Here is a 16061-nt window from a genome sequence, read left to right as displayed (position 1 = left end):
GTGCAAATGCGCTAATTTATAGTGTGTATATGAGCAATGACACGCCGATTACCATGCCTGTGCCGAAGGTGGCCAGCGCGCCAACACCGCGCCCGACCGTGAAAATCATGCCGCCCGGTTCATTGTGCGACCCCACGAGTGAAGAAAAGGCAAATACATGTGCCAGCCGCCCGATGATAAAGGTAACCGCAAGGCCCAGCACCAATGGACGGCTTGCGCCCACTATTTCCAGCAATGCGAGTGCGGCAATAAACAAACCGGAATTTTCGGCCAGATTACCATGGCGGCGCATTTTGCGTTCCATATCGCGGTCTTCACCTGTTCCCACAGATATGCCTGTTTTGGCACGATGCAGACCGACAGTAATCATTAATATTACCTGTAGGATGATAATTACACCAGCGGCAGTTGCGGTGATAAGCGGCATGGTCATGAACGTATCTCCTTTAAATTATGAAATCAAAGTAACGGCGCATAAATATGATAGCGAGAGAGTATGATGAGACTATTAGGTGCAAATTTGCACCGCATGACGATGGAGGCTATAGGCTAGGCATGAAAAACATGGACTGGGAAGATATCCGTATATTCCGCGCCGTCATGCGTGAAGGCACTGTTCGCAGAGCAGCCAGCAAACTCGGCGTACACCACAGTACCGTGAGTCGCCGCATCGATAGTCTTGAGAAATCGGTGAGTGCACGCCTGTTTGACAGGTTGCCGGCCGGATATGCCCCTACCAGCGCGGGTGAAGAACTTGCCGTCGCCGCACATGGCTTTGCCGAAGAACTGAATGACGTGACGCGCCATATTGCGGGCCGCGACGATGATCTTCATGGTAAGCTTATCGTCACGATAGCCGAGCCACTTGCAGTGCGGGCTTTTGCACCACGGCTTCCCGAATTTGCCGCGCTGCACCCCGAACTTGATCTGGAAATCATTGCCAGCTTCGAACAGCTCGACATGGCTCGTCGCGAAGCCGATGTGGCTGTACGTATGCATAACGATCCGCCAGAGGCGCTGGTGGGCCGCAAACTCTTTCCCTATCATACCAGTATCTATGCCTCACCCGATTATCTGGAGCGGCATGATATAACTGGTGACAGCATGTCAGCACGCTGGATTGGATGGGGTGACAATGTAACGCCATTTCCGGAATGGGCGCAGGACACCCAGTTTGCAAAAGTTCCGGCTTGGGGCACATTCGCCAATATGAATATGCAGATCGAACTGGCTCGCGCGGGCATGGGGTTAACAATGCTGCCGTGTTTTCTAGCCGATAGCGTGCCTGGACTGGTGCGAGCAACAACTGCACCGCCCAAACCGTCACGCGATATCTGGATTTTAACGCATAGTGACCTGCGCCGAACCGCAAAAGTGCGGGCATTCATGAATTTTGCAGAGAGCGTTCTACGCCCGCTTAAGCCAATGTTTTTGGGAATATTGGAATAAAAAGGCGCATCCCTTCGGGGACGCGCCTTCTTCAATAGATTAAGCGTAAAGCTTAGTCCTGCATGGCTTCGCCTGCATCTTCAACAACTTCGCCTGTTGCGTCAACAGCGCCGTCAACAGCTTCGGCTGTCGCGTCTGCTGCGCCTTCAACGGCATCGCCTGTAGCTTCAGCAGCGCCTTCAACAGCATCGCCTGTCGCTTCAACAGCGTTAGAAGCGTCTTCAGCCATCGAGTCAGCTGTTTCACCAGCAGCATCCTGTGTCTGCTCTGAACAAGCAGAAAGACCAAGAGCAGCAACGGCAACAGCGCCGGCAATTACAAATTTACGCATATTAAAAAGTACCTTTAGTAGTTAAACCCAGGGATTTAAGAAGTAGTTCCCGCCTCCCATATTTCCAATATAGATGTTCGTCATTATGGCCGCAAGGTAGCAACCCTCTGCAGGTTAATTGCAGTCAGTTAAATATATCTAAAATGCTGTTTTTATACTTTTTTTATAAAGATAAAAATGCATTTTGATACATATTTTTACATTACGAAATATCACTTTGAAGGCAAAAAATAGTGTTTGTGAGCCAAACTGTCTAAATAGGAGCAGGCTCCAGACCTTCAGGCTGTTGCCTTACAGCCGTCTCAACAACGGTATATTTTCAACACCCTGAGGGATGTGTTTCAAAATGTTACTCGTTGAAAACGATAATTTAGGTTATTGTGCGCACTCTGTATTAAAGTATAGTTTAATATGTATGGCCGGGGAGCCAAAGAAATGGTCCCGGTTAACGATAATGTTTTACGGCGAGGACTACCACAAATGACATCTTTCAAGTTCAAAAGCGGTGCTGCTCTTGGCATCATTGCCATGTTGAGCGCATGCGGCGGAGGTGACAATAATGGCCAGACCGTCACAACAGCACCGCCAACTGCTGGTACGCCCACACCTTCACCGACTCCTACTTCTACCTGCTCGCTTTCTTCACGTCAGGAATTTGTGAAGGCAGTGATTGACGAATGGTATTTGTTCCCGGAACTGGTCGTTGCCAATGTTAATCCATCACAATTTAGCACCGTGCAGGATTATATTGATGCGCTGACTGCAACAGCACGCGCGCAGGACAAGGACCGCAACTTCACATATATAACCTCAATCGCTGAAGAAAATGCGTTTTTCCAGAGCGGTTCCAGCGCCGGCTTCGGTTTCCGTCTGTCTTTTTCCGGCGGAAACCAGCTTTTCATTATCGATTCCTATGAAGGTGCTCCTGCATTGGCTGCGGGTATTGACCGTGGTACGGAAATCCTGGCGGTTGGCACGACCGTGAATAACCTGCAGACAGTAAGCAGCCTTATTTCCGGCGGCAGCTCTGGTCCGTTAATAAATGCGCTTGGTCCAGATGATGCTGGTGTCAGCCGCGTATTGCGGGTCAGAGATTCGGCGGGCACCCGGAACGTGACGGTCACCAAGGCAGAGTTTGCGCTTCCTCCGATTTCTCCGCGTTTCGGTGTGCGAATTATTGACGACCGCGGCAAGAAAGTCGGTTATGTCAACCTGCGCACATTTATCGACACGGCAGAGCCCGCTCTTGAAAATGCGTTCGCACAATTTCGCGCGCAAAATGTCACAGATGTCATTATTGACTTCCGTTATAACGGAGGCGGCCTCGTCAGGACAGCAGAGCTTATGGGCGACTTGCTCGGACGCAACCGCAACGCATCTGACGTATATTCACGCACAACATTTCGCGCTTCAAAAGCATCCAATAATTCACAACGTAATTTTCAGACCAATTCCAACTCAGTTGCACCTGCAAAGATCGCGGTTATCGGCAGTGGCCGCACAGCATCAGCCAGCGAACTGGTGACCAACAGCATGGCCGCCTATCTCGGCGCGGATCTCGCGCTTGTTGGCAGCAACACCTTCGGTAAACCGGTAGGCCAAATCGCAATTGATGAACCTGATTGTGATGACCGGATGCGTGTCGTTGCTTTCAAGACCGAGAATAAAGACGGTGAAGGTGAATATTTCTCTGGCCTCTCCACAACGTTGGACACCACATGCAGCGCGCCAGACACACTTTCGATCCAGATGGGCGATCCAGGTGAAGGGTCGACGCGCCAGGCGCTCGACTTCATCGCAGGTGATAGCTGTACAGCTATAGCGAGCAGCGGTCAGTCCGGACTTTCTACTTCACGCAAAGCCCTAAGCGAAGCGAATGAACTGCTTATCCCGCGTATACCCTCGCCTTATCAGCGCGAAGTGCCAGGTAGCTTCTAGTTCAGACAATCACGTTTTCATGTACACACAGCATGCGGAAAACGAATACAGCAGATAAAAAAGGGCGTGCTTCCCGAAAGGAAGCACGCCCTTTTTCTATTTTGGATTAAGCGTAAAGCTTAGTCCTGCATGGCTTCGCCTGCATCTTCAACAACTTCGCCTGTTGCGTCAACAGCGCCGTCAACAGCTTCGGCTGTCGCGTCTGCTGCGCCTTCAACGGCATCGCCTGTAGCTTCAGCAGCGCCTTCAACAGCATCGCCTGTCGCTTCAACAGCGTTAGAAGCGTCTTCAGCCATCGAGTCAGCTGTTTCACCAGCAGCATCCTGTGTCTGCTCTGAACAAGCAGAAAGACCAAGAGCAGCAACGGCAACAGCGCCGGCAATTACAAATTTACGCATATTAAAAAGTACCTTTAATTGTTGTATCAAGGGATTTAAGAAAAATCTCTCCACCCGGCGCGGGTAATAGTCGCCTTGGGTCTGTCACGCAAGCAAAACCGCGTATATTTGCGGTGAAGCGCCAAATTGGCACAGAATTTGGCCATTACCATAACGCTCTTTTTCGGCGCATAACAAACTGTGGTTTGCGCGCAGTTCACAAGTGACGGCGCTCACACTGGCTGCTAATGATAGTGGCATGACAGACCAAAAACACCTCTATCTCATTGACGCCTCCGCCTATATTTTCCGCGCTTATCACCGCTTGCCACCGCTCACCAATCCTGAGGGGACCCCAGTCGGCGCGGTCTATGGCTATACCACGATGCTGTGGAAACTAGCCGAAGACCTGCACAAGGCCGATGGCCCCACGCATATGGCGGTGATACTCGACAAGTCTTCGAAGAGTTTCCGCAATGACCTTTACGACGAGTATAAGGCGAATCGCCCGCCACCACCTGATGATCTGATCCCACAATTCCCGCTGATCCGTGATGCCACACGCGCCTTTTCACTCGATGTGGTCGAGGAAGAGAATGTCGAGGCCGATGACATGATCGCGAGCTATGCCAAAGCAGCGGTGCGCGATGGCTGGCAGGTAACCATTGTTTCATCCGACAAAGACCTGATGCAGCTGATCGAACCTGGCGTCGACATGCTCGACACCATGAAGGGCGCGCGCATCATGGCTCCTGAAGTGCAGGAAAAATTCGGCGTCGGTCCCGAACTGGTCGGCGATATGCTTGCGCTAATGGGCGACAGCGCGGACAATATCCCTGGCGTAAAAGGCATTGGCCCCAAAACCGCATCCAAGCTGCTCAATGAATATGGCGATCTCGACAGTGTGTTGAAAGCTGCGCCCGAAATGAAAAAGTCGAAGATGCGCGAGAACCTGATTGAGTTTGAGGAAGATGCACGGCTATCGCGGGTATTGGTGACGCTCAAAGAAGATTGCCTGCTCCCTATCCCACTTGATGATTTCAAGCTTCAGGACATTCCGCCTGAACCGCTCGCCGATTTTCTAAAAGCGCACGGATTTAACAGCCTGCTACGCAAGCTGGGTATGGATTCTGGTGATACAAACGGCAGCAGCAAGGGCGCCTCCAAGACAAGTGATTCCAGTAGTAGCGGCCCCTTGCTTAAGGAAATGCCGCCCGTCGATCATGACAAATATGTCTGTGTGCAGGACGAGGAAACGCTCAGGCAATGGATCGAACGTGCGCATTATCTGGGCATGGTCGCGGTTGATACTGAAACGGACTCGCTTGACGCCATGACGGCGCGGCTCGTGGGGGTCAGCCTTGCGTTGGAACCTGGCGAGGCCTGTTATATCCCGCTTGGCCATGGCGGCAGCGACATGTTTGCCGAAAAGCCGCAACAGATCCCGCTCGAACGCGCGCTGGAACTGTTAAAGCCGCTGTTCGAGAATGACTCTGTGCTCAAAATCGGTCAGAATCTCAAATATGACATGAATGTACTGGCGCAGCACAATATCGCACTCTCCCCGATTGATGACACGATGGTCATCAGCTTCGCCCTGGACGCTGGACGCGGTGTCGGCGGCGGGCACGGTATGGATGCGCTTGCCAAGCTGCATCTGGACCATGAATGTATCAGCTATAAATCGCTCACCGGTACAGGCAAAAAAGCGATCAGCTTTGCCGAAGTGCCCATTGAAGACGCGACCAAATATGCCGCCGAGGATGCCGATGTGACGCTGCGTCTATGGCATGTTTTACAGCCACGGCTCAGCCATGAAGGTGGCACGACCGTTTACGAGAGCGTGGATCGTCCACTGATCCCCGTGCTGGCGGGTATGGAGCGCGAAGGCATTAAGGTGGACCGCGAAAAACTCGCGCATCTGTCGTCCGAATTTGCCGCGCAAATGGGTGAACTTGAAAAGGAAATCCATATAATAGCAGGGCGTGAATTCGCGATTGGCAGCCCGAAACAACTGGGCGAAGTGCTGTTTGGCGAAATGGGCCTGAAAGGCGGCAAGAAAGGCAAGTCGGGACAATATTCAACCGATGTCACCGTGCTGGAAAAGCTCGAAAAAGAGGGCGTGGAAATTGCCCGCAAAGTGCTCGAATGGCGACAACTGTCGAAGCTCAAGTCCACCTATACCGATGCGCTGCAGGAACAGGTTAATCCGAATACCGGCCGCGTCCATACCAGTTACAGCCTGACCGGCGCACAGACGGGCCGGCTCGCCTCGACCGATCCCAATCTGCAGAATATTCCGATCCGCACCGAGATTGGCCGGCAGATCCGCCATGCTTTTGTGGCGGAGCACGGCAATGTCATCCTTGCCGCCGACTATAGCCAGATCGAACTGCGCTTAGCCGCGCATATGGCCGATGTCGAGACGCTGAAACAGGCATTTGCCGAGGGCGAAGACATTCACAACCGCACCGCGCAGGAAATGTTTGGCGAGGTCAATCGCGATACACGCGGGCGCGCCAAGACGATCAATTTCGCTATCCTCTATGGTATCAGCCGCTGGGGTTTGGCCGGGCGGCTCGAAGTCAGCGCAGACGAGGCGCAAGACATGATCGACACCTATTTTGCGCGCTTCCCGGGCATCCAGAAATATATCAGCGAAACACTGATGACCACCAAAGACCGCGGCTATACCGAGACTCTGTTTGGCCGAAAAACGCATTTCGAACGAATCAATTCCAAGAACCAGACCGAACGTCAGGGCAGCGAACGCGCCGCGGTCAATGCGCCGATACAAGGCACCAGCGCCGATATCATCAAACGCGCCATGGTCCGCATGATGCCCGCACTGGAAGTGGCTGGACTGGGTCATGTCCGCATGATGCTACAGGTGCATGACGAACTGGTATTTGAATTGCCGGAAGGTGACGTGGAGGCCGCCAGCGAAGTAATCCGCACCATAATGGCTGAAGCCGCCGGACCAATGGTCGAGATAAGCGTCCCGCTCGGCGTCGATATCGGCACCGGAGAAAGCTGGGGTGCGGCGCATTGATCATGCGGGCCAGGACTGCCCTTATTGTAGGCGGCGGCATAGCTGGCCTTACGGCAGCAATAGCGCTCCGGCGTTCTGGCTATAGCGTTACCGTTCTGGAACAGGCCGATCGGTTTGAGGCCATGGGGGCAGCACTTTCCATCTGGGAAAACGCCATTTTGGCATTGCGCGACATTCAGGCAGCAGACCGTATCGAAGCCGAAGCCGCGCAAATAAAAGGGTTTGCAGCGCTTACGTCCACCGGCAAGCCTATCAGCGGCCCGCATCTGACGCGGCAGGATATCGGCGCCTATCTGCCAACACGGTCATTATTACAATCCGCATTGCTGGAGCAGATACCGGACGAAAGCCTTCGTAATAACGCGCTGGTCCGCGATATAGCTCAAGACGATGAGACAGCATCCGTCACGCTGCAGGATGGCGAAACACTCAGTGCGGACTTGGTCATATTAGCTAATGGCATCTGGTCACCGCAGGCCACCGAAATACTGGCAAACACACCTTCACATGCCGGTTATGGCGGCTATCTCGCCTTGGTCAAGGATATGGGCGATACGCATGATGGTATCGGGCGCGAATATTGGGAAGATGGGCAGCGCATAGGTATATTTGATGCGGGCCAAGGCCGCCGATACTGGTTTTATATGTGTGATGAGGCCGCGCCACATGATAATACGAAACTCAGCCTTGATGACATTAAACACCGCATGGAGGGCTGGGCACCTGAAATTGGAACAGTTTTATCCGGCACGGATGACAAAGCGCTAATCCCTTTTTCAATTCACGCCAAAAAGGCACCGCGCAAATTAGGGAAAGGCCGTATTGTAGCCATTGGTGACGCCGCGCACGCGATGGAGCCCAATTTGGGGCAAGGCGCCTGTCTTTCGATCGAAGATGCTGTAGAGTTAGCGGATATCGCGGCAAATTGCGATATACAAGATATACTGCCCACTTTCGAAAAACAGCGGTTGCGCCGTATTCGTGATATTGTGAAACGTTCCGCCAGCACGCGCGCGACCGTGCATAAAACATGGCCGCTACCGCCTGCGTTGCTACGCGTAATCATGTCGCGGATACCACATTCCATATCGCAATCGATCATGAATAAGGTCAGACGGGTGACATGACATTCGCCGACAATGGCCGTTTATAACAAACGGACTGTCACCCTGCCAGCTCGCGCGTCCTTCCCTGCGGATAGGTGCCAAGCATGCGGACCCATTTGGTGTGAAAGCGCAGTTCTTCAAGCGCACGGTCGACTGCGGGGCCGCCGGGCCGGCCTTCGATATCGGCGTAAAATTCGGTGGCGGAAAAACTGCCGCCGCGCTGGTAACTTTCCAGCTTGGTCATGTTGACGCCGTTTGTAGCAAAACCGCCCATCGCCTTGTAGAGCGCAGCCGGAATGTTCTTTACTTCGAATGTGAACGTCGTCATCACCGGGCCTTCAGGCGCGGGATCAAGCGGTTCGCGGGCCAATACGACAAAACGCGTCATGTTATGGTCGGCATCCTCGATATTTTCCGCAATCAGTTCAAGCCCGTACAGCTCTGCCGCGATTTTGGGTGCGATCGCCGCCATAGATGAATCGCCGCTTTCGGCCACCAGCGCCGCTGCGCCCGCTGTATCGGCATAGGATATCGGCCGCATGCCATGTTCGCGGGCATAGGCGCGGCATTGACCGAGCGCCTGCGGGTGGCTGAATACCTTGTCAAACGGCCCGTCACCCACCGCCATCAGGCAATGATGGATCGGCAGGAAAATCTCCGCGACGATCGACAGACCTGATTCAGGAAGCAGGAAATGAATGTCGGCGACGCGGCCATGCTGTGAATTTTCAATGGGAATCATCGCTCGGCCAGCGCGGCCATCTTTCACCGCATCAATCGCATCCTCGAATGAAAAGCACGGCAATACAGGTGCATCATTTGCAAATCTGCGCGCAAATTCATCGCAGGCAAGATGTGAGTTAGCCCCGGGCGCGCCCTGGAATGATATCGCACTTTCAGGCGTTTTCGCTGCGATTTCCGCCATTTCGGCGACACGTTTACTGGCAATTTCAGGATAGCTGTACATGATGGCTTCCGGCGATATCGTGATGATGGCGGCGCGGCAAGAGTTAACATGCCAAAAAACACTGGCCAAACGCACAGGAATTGTTGCATCAATTGTTGCATCATGGGACATCCCGGATTAAGTGGGCGCATGGATATTTTTGGGGGCAGCGGCGCCGCGCCTTCAACAGAAACAAACAGAGGCAGAATATGAGCGATAGCAATACGATAGCAGGTTGGGTTCTGGGCGCGGGCATTGCCGCACTTGGGCTGTCCATTGTCAGCGGCAAATATTACCACGCGGATAAAGCCGGGCATCTGGAAAAACCTGGCTATGCAATTGCAGGTGTTGAAAGCGGCGAAGGCGGTGATGAAGGACCGGCTCTCGCGACACTGCTCGCCAGCGCGGATGCTGCCGCAGGTGAAAAGCAATTCAGCAAATGCAGTTCATGCCATACTATCAACGCGGGCGGCGCGGCGGGCATCGGTCCGAACCTGAACGGCGTTATGGGTGAAGCTATTGCAACAGGGCGTGGCGGATTTGATTTCTCCGGTGCCTTGAAGGATGTCGGCGGCACCTGGACCTGGGAACAGATGGACGCATGGATCGCGTCTCCACGCAAATTCGCCAATGGCACGAAAATGAGCTTTGCCGGCATCGGTAACGCCGAAGATCGCGCAAACCTGCTGGCCTATCTTAATTCACAAGGTTCGAACCTGCCGCTTCCCGAAGCCCCGGCTGAGGCGACAGAGGACACTGTCGAAGGCGAAGAAGCTGCAGCTGTCGAAGCGGCTGAGGACACCACTGACGCGGCAGAAGAGCCGCAGATGACAGAATAAATCTGCGACTTCGAACCCGCTTCTAGCGGTCCAGTTCCAGATAGAAATCCTCGACCATGATGTTGCGGCTCGCGAGCCGCACCTCGACCAGGAAGAACAACAGTCCGGTAATGGTGAAAGCCATTGCGAGGATAAACGCGCCTGCAATGACAAGGCCGAGATAGATATGCAGCAGCGCCATGGTGAACAGCGCCACAATCAACAGTCCGATGGTGATTGCCCCGCATACACCCATTAAAATGGCGCTGTTGACGATCTTCATGCGCCGTGACAGTCCGCGCAATTCCTCCACAATCAGGTCATGCGCCTTGCCTGTGCTGCCTGCATAGGATGATTTGAGCACACGGCTGCGATCCACGACCCGCGCAAGCCGACCGGCAAAAAGCTGCAACATCGCGCCAACCCCCACCAAAAGGAAGGCCGGGGCCATGGCCAGCTGAATAAGTCCGGCCATATTTTCCGCGCCGATTTGAAGCATGGGTTTCACCTGTCTGCACCTATGAGAAGCCACAGATATAATGCGCCGCACGGATTGCGCAATGCGCCTTTATCAATCGCTTCCGAAATGCTGTGCCAGCATATGTCGGCATTCACCGCGCACCAACGCGCTGTCATGTGATAGTCCGGCTTCATAATGTGTGCGCTGGCAATCTGTGTCGCCGCACTGCGCAGCAAGCGCGCGCCATGCGCTCATCTGCATCCTTTCGCTGGGATGATGCTGGGCAAATTCCGCCGCCAGGTCAAGACCGTTGTCCCCGCCCGCCGCCGTAGCGAGGTGCAGCAAAGTATCAGCGCAGCCATATGACAGGATGCCCGCTATCCTACCATTCTCCACGTCAAAACGGTACTGGTCATACCACCCCTGTGCATGGTTCATCTGCATGATATTGAGCGATACCGACAGGCTATCGGCGGGGCGCTGCACATGGACATCGCGGTGCGCGCGGTAGAGCATAACCTGACCCTGTTCCAGCCGCCTTGTTCCCATATAGCGCAGGTCCACCGGTTCACCCGCATAGCCCGCAACGCTGTCATAATCATATTCATAATAATCGCTCCAGTAACCTGGACCCAGATAACCGGCAGTCAGGAAACTGAAATTATGGTCATGCGGCAGGTTATAGAAAAACGGTGCTGACCCGCTGCTGCGCATCAGATATTCGTTCTGCGCGGGCCAGATGTTAGCGCGCAGATAGAAACTGCGTGCCGGACGGGACAGCATGATGACCTGCGCTGAATAGCCGCCACCACTACCCCGTGATTCTGTATTACCCGCAGTGGCTTTCAATTCGTCCAATATCATATCACCCAGGAAATCGCGGTTATTGGCAAGCTGTTTGAGCGCAGTGGCAGCATAGTGGAGCGAGCCACCGTCCCCTGCGTCAAAGCCCCCCTGCCCCAGCCGGCCGACGCATTCGTCCAATGATATGACAGCATCGGTTTCTATATCCAATATGCGCGGCATCAAGCCCGCTTTACCTCGTGAATCTGCGGGTATTGTGATTCCAGATCGGCGAGCGTGCGGGCGGCCAGGGCCTGCAATTCGGGTACATCATCCTGCTCCGCCATATGCCGCAATTCGTTCACACCGGTTCGTGTGTCAGTGGCGATCGTTTCGCGCACTGCCTGCCACCGCATATACGCGCTGCCCCGCCTTGAGAGCATTGCCATGACGGGTGCTGCGTCGCTGCGTTCCATGGTACGCAGCAGTGCCAGCATCATCTGCATCCGGGTCTCGCGGTCATCGCCGCTTGCCTGAAACACCAACCGGCCCGTTGCCGCGTCAAATTCCTGCCTGGGCCGCGCGTTCAATGGTTTGAGTAATATGCGCAGCATCAGAATATGGCCATGTGCGCGTGCGAAGCGAACCGATTCACTAATGCCATCAATCACGACTAGCTTGCCTGGCTGCACCTTTTCACACGCTGAGGCCGCGCATGTTGTTGCACCGCTGTCCAGTTCAGCCTTTCTGTAAAATTCGGCCTCACCGCTGCCACACAATATTTTCATGTACACCGTGCTCGGGGTGAAACCCACAATATCCGCGCTGCCATCCGTTGCCCGCTTTGCCTGTTGCAACGCTGCACCATCCAGCGCGGCCAACGATAATGTTGCATGCGATGTATCCGCAATTACCACGGAATGCAGAATGCCGTTCGTGAAATGCTGGAACGCTGGCTGGAGAAATGGCCGCTCCTGCTGCGCCGCTGTAAAGAAATCAAGCCAGCGCAGCGCCCATCCACTCTCACTGACAAGCTGATAAGCCAGCTTTTTTGCGGCGCTTCCTTCTTTGGGCAAAGTTGCGATTTGATCGAGCGCAGTACCCACCATCATACCATCGCTGCTCTCTTGCCAGGCTGTTTTCAGCTTGGCCGCATGCGTGATCAGGTTATCCTGATATACACTGTCACTGTTCAGCGCGGCAAGCGCATCACCAATATGCATGGTTCAGGTTAAAACAGCACGCCTTCGGGAAGGGATTCATAAATATAGATTACCACCACAATCCACAGATCGGTCGTGATGTTAAGGTCGGGTATGTTTTGCACCGTTGCACCAAATGCACCCACCATATTGTCCATATCGGGAAGCGTGCCAATGTCGATCTTGGGAAGGTTCATGTCTCTCTCCATCATATCCGAATGATACAGAAACAGCTATGGCAAGGGTGGTTAATTACCTAATTAATAGTTTGTAATATCCCTGCCAAATCCCCATTAATGGTGCATGACAAGCATTAGTGAACATGCCGCGGCGCTAGAGAAATCACGCGCAGCCAGTGACAGGTTTGACCCGTCCGTATTTCAGGGCATGATGTCCAAGCACGGACATAGCGGACATATCGGCATGGTTTACCATGCACATGGCGACAACTGGGTCGAGCTTGCCCTGCCTTATGACAAACGGCTGATCGGCGACACCGAAACCGGGATTATCGCATCGGGGCCAATTATCAGCCTGATGGACAATGCCACCAGCCTGTCGGTCTGGACGCATCTTGGCAAATTCCGGCCGCAGGTGACACTTGACCTGCGCGTCGATTACATGCGCGCTGCACGGCCGGGCAAAACAGTGATTGGCCGGGGTGAGTGCTATACCATAACACGTTCAGTCGCCTTTGTACGCGGCATCGCTCATGACGGTGATGCAGATGATCCGGTCGCGCATGTGGCCGGTACATTTATCAACGTTGAAAAGTTCGTAGCATGAGTGGCACTGTGACACTCGAAAAAATTGCAGATATGCTGCCGCCCTATGCGGACCATCTGGGCATCGTCGCAGATCATATGTTGGACGATACACCCGTGCTCGCATTCGACTTCAGCACAGGAGTGACAGGCCGTCCCGGCTATCTGCACGGCGGTGCACTCAGCGGACTGCTCGAAATGGCGGCTGTTGCAGCGCTGCGCAGCCACCTCGCCACGCACCGCAATACGCCAGCGCGCCTCAAACCTGTCAATATCACCGTCGATTTCATGCGCGGTGGGCTGGAAAAGCGCACCTATGCCATAGGCCGCATCACCCGGGTCGGTCGGCGCGTGGCCAATGTAACCGCCGAAGCGTGGCAGGATGATGCGACCAAGCCTATCGCTTCTGCCAATATGAACTTCCTGTTGTCGGCTGCGGAGAGCTAAGCAGCGTCATCTACGCTTAGCAGCGTAATAATGACTTCATCTCCGGATGGTGACTGCTCATCATCCATGTCCGGTAGCGCAAATACCACGGCATCGGCGCGGATGCGGTTGAGCACGGCCTTGGGTACATGTACGTCGTGATATACCCGATCTGCACTACCTAGCAGACGGGTTTCGTTGATGGTAAGGTCATCGGGATCATTGCTGCGCAGTGCAATGGTGAATGCGCCGGATTGCTGCGATGTATCGGGATCTTCCAACCATCTGGCAACAGCCTCTGCATCATGCGGTACAAGCGGATCAAGCGCACCGCCCGGCTGCAGCGCCGCATCAATAGCGCGGCGGCGGGTATCTGGATCGGGCCATTTTGCCTTAATCGTAGCACGCGCGGCAAATAGCGCATTGGCAAGGTCGCCCAGTGAGGATGGCAACAAAGCCTCGAAACGCTGCCTGAGTGCCTTGGCAAGGCCAGCGGATGCGCCGCCCGTGCCCATGGCAACCAGCACGCTACCGCGGTCGATAATGGCGGGCGTAGTGAAATCGCATAAGGCAGGCCGGTCCACTGCATTCACCAGCAAACCTCTTGCCTTCAGCCGCTTGACTGCTGCGATGGCTTCCTCCTCACCTTCCATCGCCACCATGGCGATACGCGCATCGGCATTGTCTTCACCAACAATCACGGCCCCACCGCGTTCAAGTAGACGTCGTTTCGCCGCAGCAGCTTCACCTTCACCCAGCAGGATAACAGGCTGGCCATTCAAGCGCAGGAAAAAAGGCGTGCTACGCATCATCCCCGTCCAGCAGCCATTCAGGCACACGCTCTGCATCAGCGACCGTGCTTGCCATTATGCGATCGGCAACAACAGCATAACGATCGCCATCAACCAGCACTTCAGGGACAAGATCGCGGCTGTTATAGGTGCTTGCCATGGTTGCGCCATAGGCACCTGCCGTGCGAAATATAGCCAGATCGCCTGCCTGCACCACGTCTGTTTCACGCCCCATGGCGAATGTGTCGCCGGTTTCGCAGACAGGCCCCACGATATTAGCGGTAAAGCACGCGCCGTCCGGCTGCACTGCCGCAAAATCATGGTAGGCTTCATATAATGCGGGCCGCGCAAGGTCATTCATCGCCGCATCGACAATAACAAATGGATGATTTGCCCCCGGCTTCACGCGGATCACTTTGGTCAGCAAGACGCCCGCATTGCCCGCAATTACCCGGCCCGGTTCGAACATCAGCTGCACGTTCCAGTCTTTCGTGATCCGTGCCACCATCGCGCCATATTCCGCGGGGCTTGGAGGATTTTCGCCGGGACGATAGGGTACGCCCAATCCGCCGCCCAGATCGGCATGCGTCACTGTGCCACCCGCCGCACGGATTTCCGCAATCAGGTCGCCCAGCCGCACAAATGCCGCCTCCAGCGGGTCCAGGCTGCCCAACTGGCTGCCGATATGCACAGCCACACCGTGCATGTTTAGGCCATTCAACGCCGACAGCCGTGCGTATATGGCGGCTGCCTGATGGATCGACACACCAAATTTATTCTCTGCCTTGCCAGTTGAAATTTTGCCGTGCGTGCCCGCATCAACATCAGGATTGACGCGCAGTGCCGCATTGGCTGTCATGCCCTTTGACGAAGCTGTGGCCGCCAACTCCACGCCCTCTTCCTCAGATTCCAGATTGAACTGGCCAATACCTGCATCCAGCGCGCGCGCCATTTCATCACCGGTTTTACCGACACCTGAAAAAACAATGCCGTCCGCCGCCACACCAGCTCTTAGCGCACGTTCCATCTCACCGCCCGATACCACGTCAGCGCCATATCCTTCCGACGCCAGCACTTTCAGGACCGCAAGGTTGGGATTTGCCTTGATTGCAAAGGCAATATGCACATCACCACATGGCGACAGCGCCTCGCGGAAAACGCGCGCATGCCGCCGCAACGTCGCGCATGAATAGATATAGACCGGCGTCCCTACCGCATCGGCTATTTCGCACAAAGACACGCCTTCCGCGTGCAGGACGCCATTTTTTAGCCGGAAATGATCCATAATGCTGTGGCCCGTTCAATCTTGTCTATCTGATATGGTTTATGGGAACCTGAAAGTGCGGCCTATTCAGGCGGCAGGTCAAATTCATCATCCTCGCGCTCTTCGCTACGGCGCAGCAGCTCGACACTGCGCTCAGGCCGGGCCTGTGTGGATGGTTCAAGCAGTTCGGATGGTTTTTTAGGCGCTTCTGCACCAAGCGGCACGACCGGCAGGCTTTTGCCGGCCTGTGGTTTCAGTTCCGTACGATTACCACAGGCGGCGAGCGCAAACGCAGCTGTGCCAACACATAAAATCTGTTTCATTCGTGTCATGTGTCCATCCTTGCCATAAAAA

The 16061-nt window shown here is 54.6% G+C and carries 19 protein-coding genes; 8 read left to right on the top strand and 11 right to left on the bottom strand.

Annotated elements, in window-relative coordinates; all coding sequences use genetic code 11:
- Positions 1–16: 16 nt before the first annotated feature.
- Entirely contained in the window at positions 17–433 is a 417-nt protein-coding gene (locus G6Q15_RS08670) for an MAPEG family protein (protein ID WP_164117792.1), read from the bottom strand.
- A 122-nt stretch (positions 434–555) separates the two neighbouring features.
- Here G6Q15_RS08670 and G6Q15_RS08665 point away from each other — a divergent pair, with 122 nt between their 5' ends.
- On the top strand, positions 556–1449 hold the full coding sequence (locus G6Q15_RS08665) for a LysR family transcriptional regulator (protein ID WP_164117790.1): 894 nt from the start codon (positions 556–558) through the stop codon (positions 1447–1449).
- Between the two features lie 52 nt (positions 1450–1501).
- Here the strand turns inward: G6Q15_RS08665 and G6Q15_RS08660 are convergent, their stop codons facing one another.
- The gene (locus tag G6Q15_RS08660; protein WP_164117787.1) at positions 1502–1780 is read right to left on the bottom strand and encodes a hypothetical protein; all 279 of its coding nucleotides are present in this window, start codon (positions 1778–1780) and stop codon (positions 1502–1504) included.
- Between the two features lie 480 nt (positions 1781–2260).
- Between G6Q15_RS08660 and G6Q15_RS08655 the strand changes: the two genes are divergently transcribed.
- Positions 2261–3718, top strand: coding sequence for a S41 family peptidase (locus G6Q15_RS08655; RefSeq protein ID WP_164117789.1), 1458 nt, complete (start codon positions 2261–2263; stop codon positions 3716–3718).
- Positions 3719–3837: 119 nt separating this feature from the next.
- On the opposite strand, the gene G6Q15_RS08650 is transcribed toward G6Q15_RS08655, so the two are convergent.
- Positions 3838–4116, bottom strand: coding sequence for a hypothetical protein (locus G6Q15_RS08650; protein ID WP_164117787.1), 279 nt, complete (start codon positions 4114–4116; stop codon positions 3838–3840).
- Positions 4117–4354: 238 nt separating this feature from the next.
- Here G6Q15_RS08650 and polA point away from each other — a divergent pair, with 238 nt between their 5' ends.
- Both polA and G6Q15_RS08640 read left to right on the top strand, forming a co-directional pair.
- Positions 4355–7147: a DNA polymerase I gene (gene polA, locus G6Q15_RS08645; protein ID WP_164117785.1), complete on the top strand. Its 2793-nt coding sequence runs from the start codon at positions 4355–4357 to the stop codon at positions 7145–7147.
- A 2-nt stretch (positions 7148–7149) separates the two neighbouring features.
- Complete coding sequence (locus G6Q15_RS08640; protein ID WP_164117783.1) at positions 7150–8274, top strand: NAD(P)/FAD-dependent oxidoreductase; 1125 nt, start codon at positions 7150–7152, stop codon at positions 8272–8274.
- Positions 8275–8311: 37 nt separating this feature from the next.
- On the opposite strand, the gene G6Q15_RS08635 is transcribed toward G6Q15_RS08640, so the two are convergent.
- Entirely contained in the window at positions 8312–9220 is a 909-nt protein-coding gene (locus tag G6Q15_RS08635; RefSeq protein ID WP_164117781.1) for a prephenate dehydratase, read from the bottom strand.
- On the opposite strand from G6Q15_RS08635, the gene G6Q15_RS12295 reads away from it, so the two are divergent.
- Together G6Q15_RS12295 and G6Q15_RS08630 are read left to right on the top strand one after the other, a co-directional pair.
- On the top strand, positions 9219–9341 hold the full coding sequence (locus G6Q15_RS12295) for a hypothetical protein (protein WP_275897596.1): 123 nt from the start codon (positions 9219–9221) through the stop codon (positions 9339–9341). The genes G6Q15_RS08635 and G6Q15_RS12295 overlap by 2 nt on opposite strands.
- Positions 9342–9408: 67 nt before the next feature.
- On the top strand, positions 9409–10038 hold the full coding sequence (locus tag G6Q15_RS08630; protein WP_164117779.1) for a c-type cytochrome: 630 nt from the start codon (positions 9409–9411) through the stop codon (positions 10036–10038).
- A 22-nt stretch (positions 10039–10060) separates the two neighbouring features.
- On the opposite strand, the gene G6Q15_RS08625 is transcribed toward G6Q15_RS08630, so the two are convergent.
- From G6Q15_RS08625 to G6Q15_RS08610, 4 genes are all read right to left on the bottom strand, one after another.
- The gene (locus G6Q15_RS08625) at positions 10061–10516 is read right to left on the bottom strand and encodes a DUF2721 domain-containing protein (RefSeq protein WP_164117777.1); all 456 of its coding nucleotides are present in this window, start codon (positions 10514–10516) and stop codon (positions 10061–10063) included.
- 72 nt (positions 10517–10588) lie between these two features.
- Complete coding sequence (locus G6Q15_RS08620; RefSeq protein ID WP_205518136.1) at positions 10589–11503, bottom strand: transposase; 915 nt, start codon at positions 11501–11503, stop codon at positions 10589–10591.
- Positions 11503–12483, bottom strand: coding sequence for a hypothetical protein (locus G6Q15_RS08615; protein WP_164117775.1), 981 nt, complete (start codon positions 12481–12483; stop codon positions 11503–11505). The genes G6Q15_RS08620 and G6Q15_RS08615 overlap by 1 nt, the downstream gene beginning before the upstream one ends.
- Before the next feature lie 8 nt (positions 12484–12491).
- A complete protein-coding gene (locus G6Q15_RS08610; protein ID WP_164117773.1) occupies positions 12492–12659 on the bottom strand; it encodes a hypothetical protein in 168 nt (55 codons plus the stop codon).
- Positions 12660–12849: 190 nt separating this feature from the next.
- On the opposite strand from G6Q15_RS08610, the gene G6Q15_RS08605 reads away from it, so the two are divergent.
- Both G6Q15_RS08605 and G6Q15_RS08600 read left to right on the top strand, forming a co-directional pair.
- Complete coding sequence (locus G6Q15_RS08605) at positions 12850–13248, top strand: PaaI family thioesterase (RefSeq protein WP_164117969.1); 399 nt, start codon at positions 12850–12852, stop codon at positions 13246–13248.
- On the top strand, positions 13245–13673 hold the full coding sequence (locus G6Q15_RS08600; RefSeq protein WP_240330823.1) for a PaaI family thioesterase: 429 nt from the start codon (positions 13245–13247) through the stop codon (positions 13671–13673). Before G6Q15_RS08605 ends, G6Q15_RS08600 begins: the two co-directional genes overlap by 4 nt.
- Here G6Q15_RS08600 and G6Q15_RS08595 read toward each other — a convergent pair.
- The 3 genes from G6Q15_RS08595 to G6Q15_RS08585 all read right to left on the bottom strand — a co-directional run bounded on the left by G6Q15_RS08595 (position 13670) and on the right by G6Q15_RS08585 (position 16039).
- A complete protein-coding gene (locus G6Q15_RS08595) occupies positions 13670–14461 on the bottom strand; it encodes a bifunctional precorrin-2 dehydrogenase/sirohydrochlorin ferrochelatase (protein ID WP_164117965.1) in 792 nt (263 codons plus the stop codon). The two genes, G6Q15_RS08600 and G6Q15_RS08595, sit on opposite strands and share 4 nt — an antisense overlap.
- On the bottom strand, positions 14454–15728 hold the full coding sequence (lysA, locus tag G6Q15_RS08590) for a diaminopimelate decarboxylase (protein ID WP_164117771.1): 1275 nt from the start codon (positions 15726–15728) through the stop codon (positions 14454–14456). Before lysA ends, G6Q15_RS08595 begins: the two co-directional genes overlap by 8 nt.
- Before the next feature lie 62 nt (positions 15729–15790).
- The gene (locus tag G6Q15_RS08585; RefSeq protein WP_205518134.1) at positions 15791–16039 is read right to left on the bottom strand and encodes a hypothetical protein; all 249 of its coding nucleotides are present in this window, start codon (positions 16037–16039) and stop codon (positions 15791–15793) included.
- Between the last annotated feature and the right edge of the window lie 22 nt (positions 16040–16061).

The organism is Sphingorhabdus sp. Alg239-R122 (assembly GCF_900537065.1).
In the GTDB taxonomy this organism is placed as follows: domain Bacteria; phylum Pseudomonadota; class Alphaproteobacteria; order Sphingomonadales; family Sphingomonadaceae; genus Alg239-R122.
The sequence above is the reverse complement of the archived record's forward strand: the minus strand, read 5'-3'. Positions and strand labels throughout refer to the sequence as shown.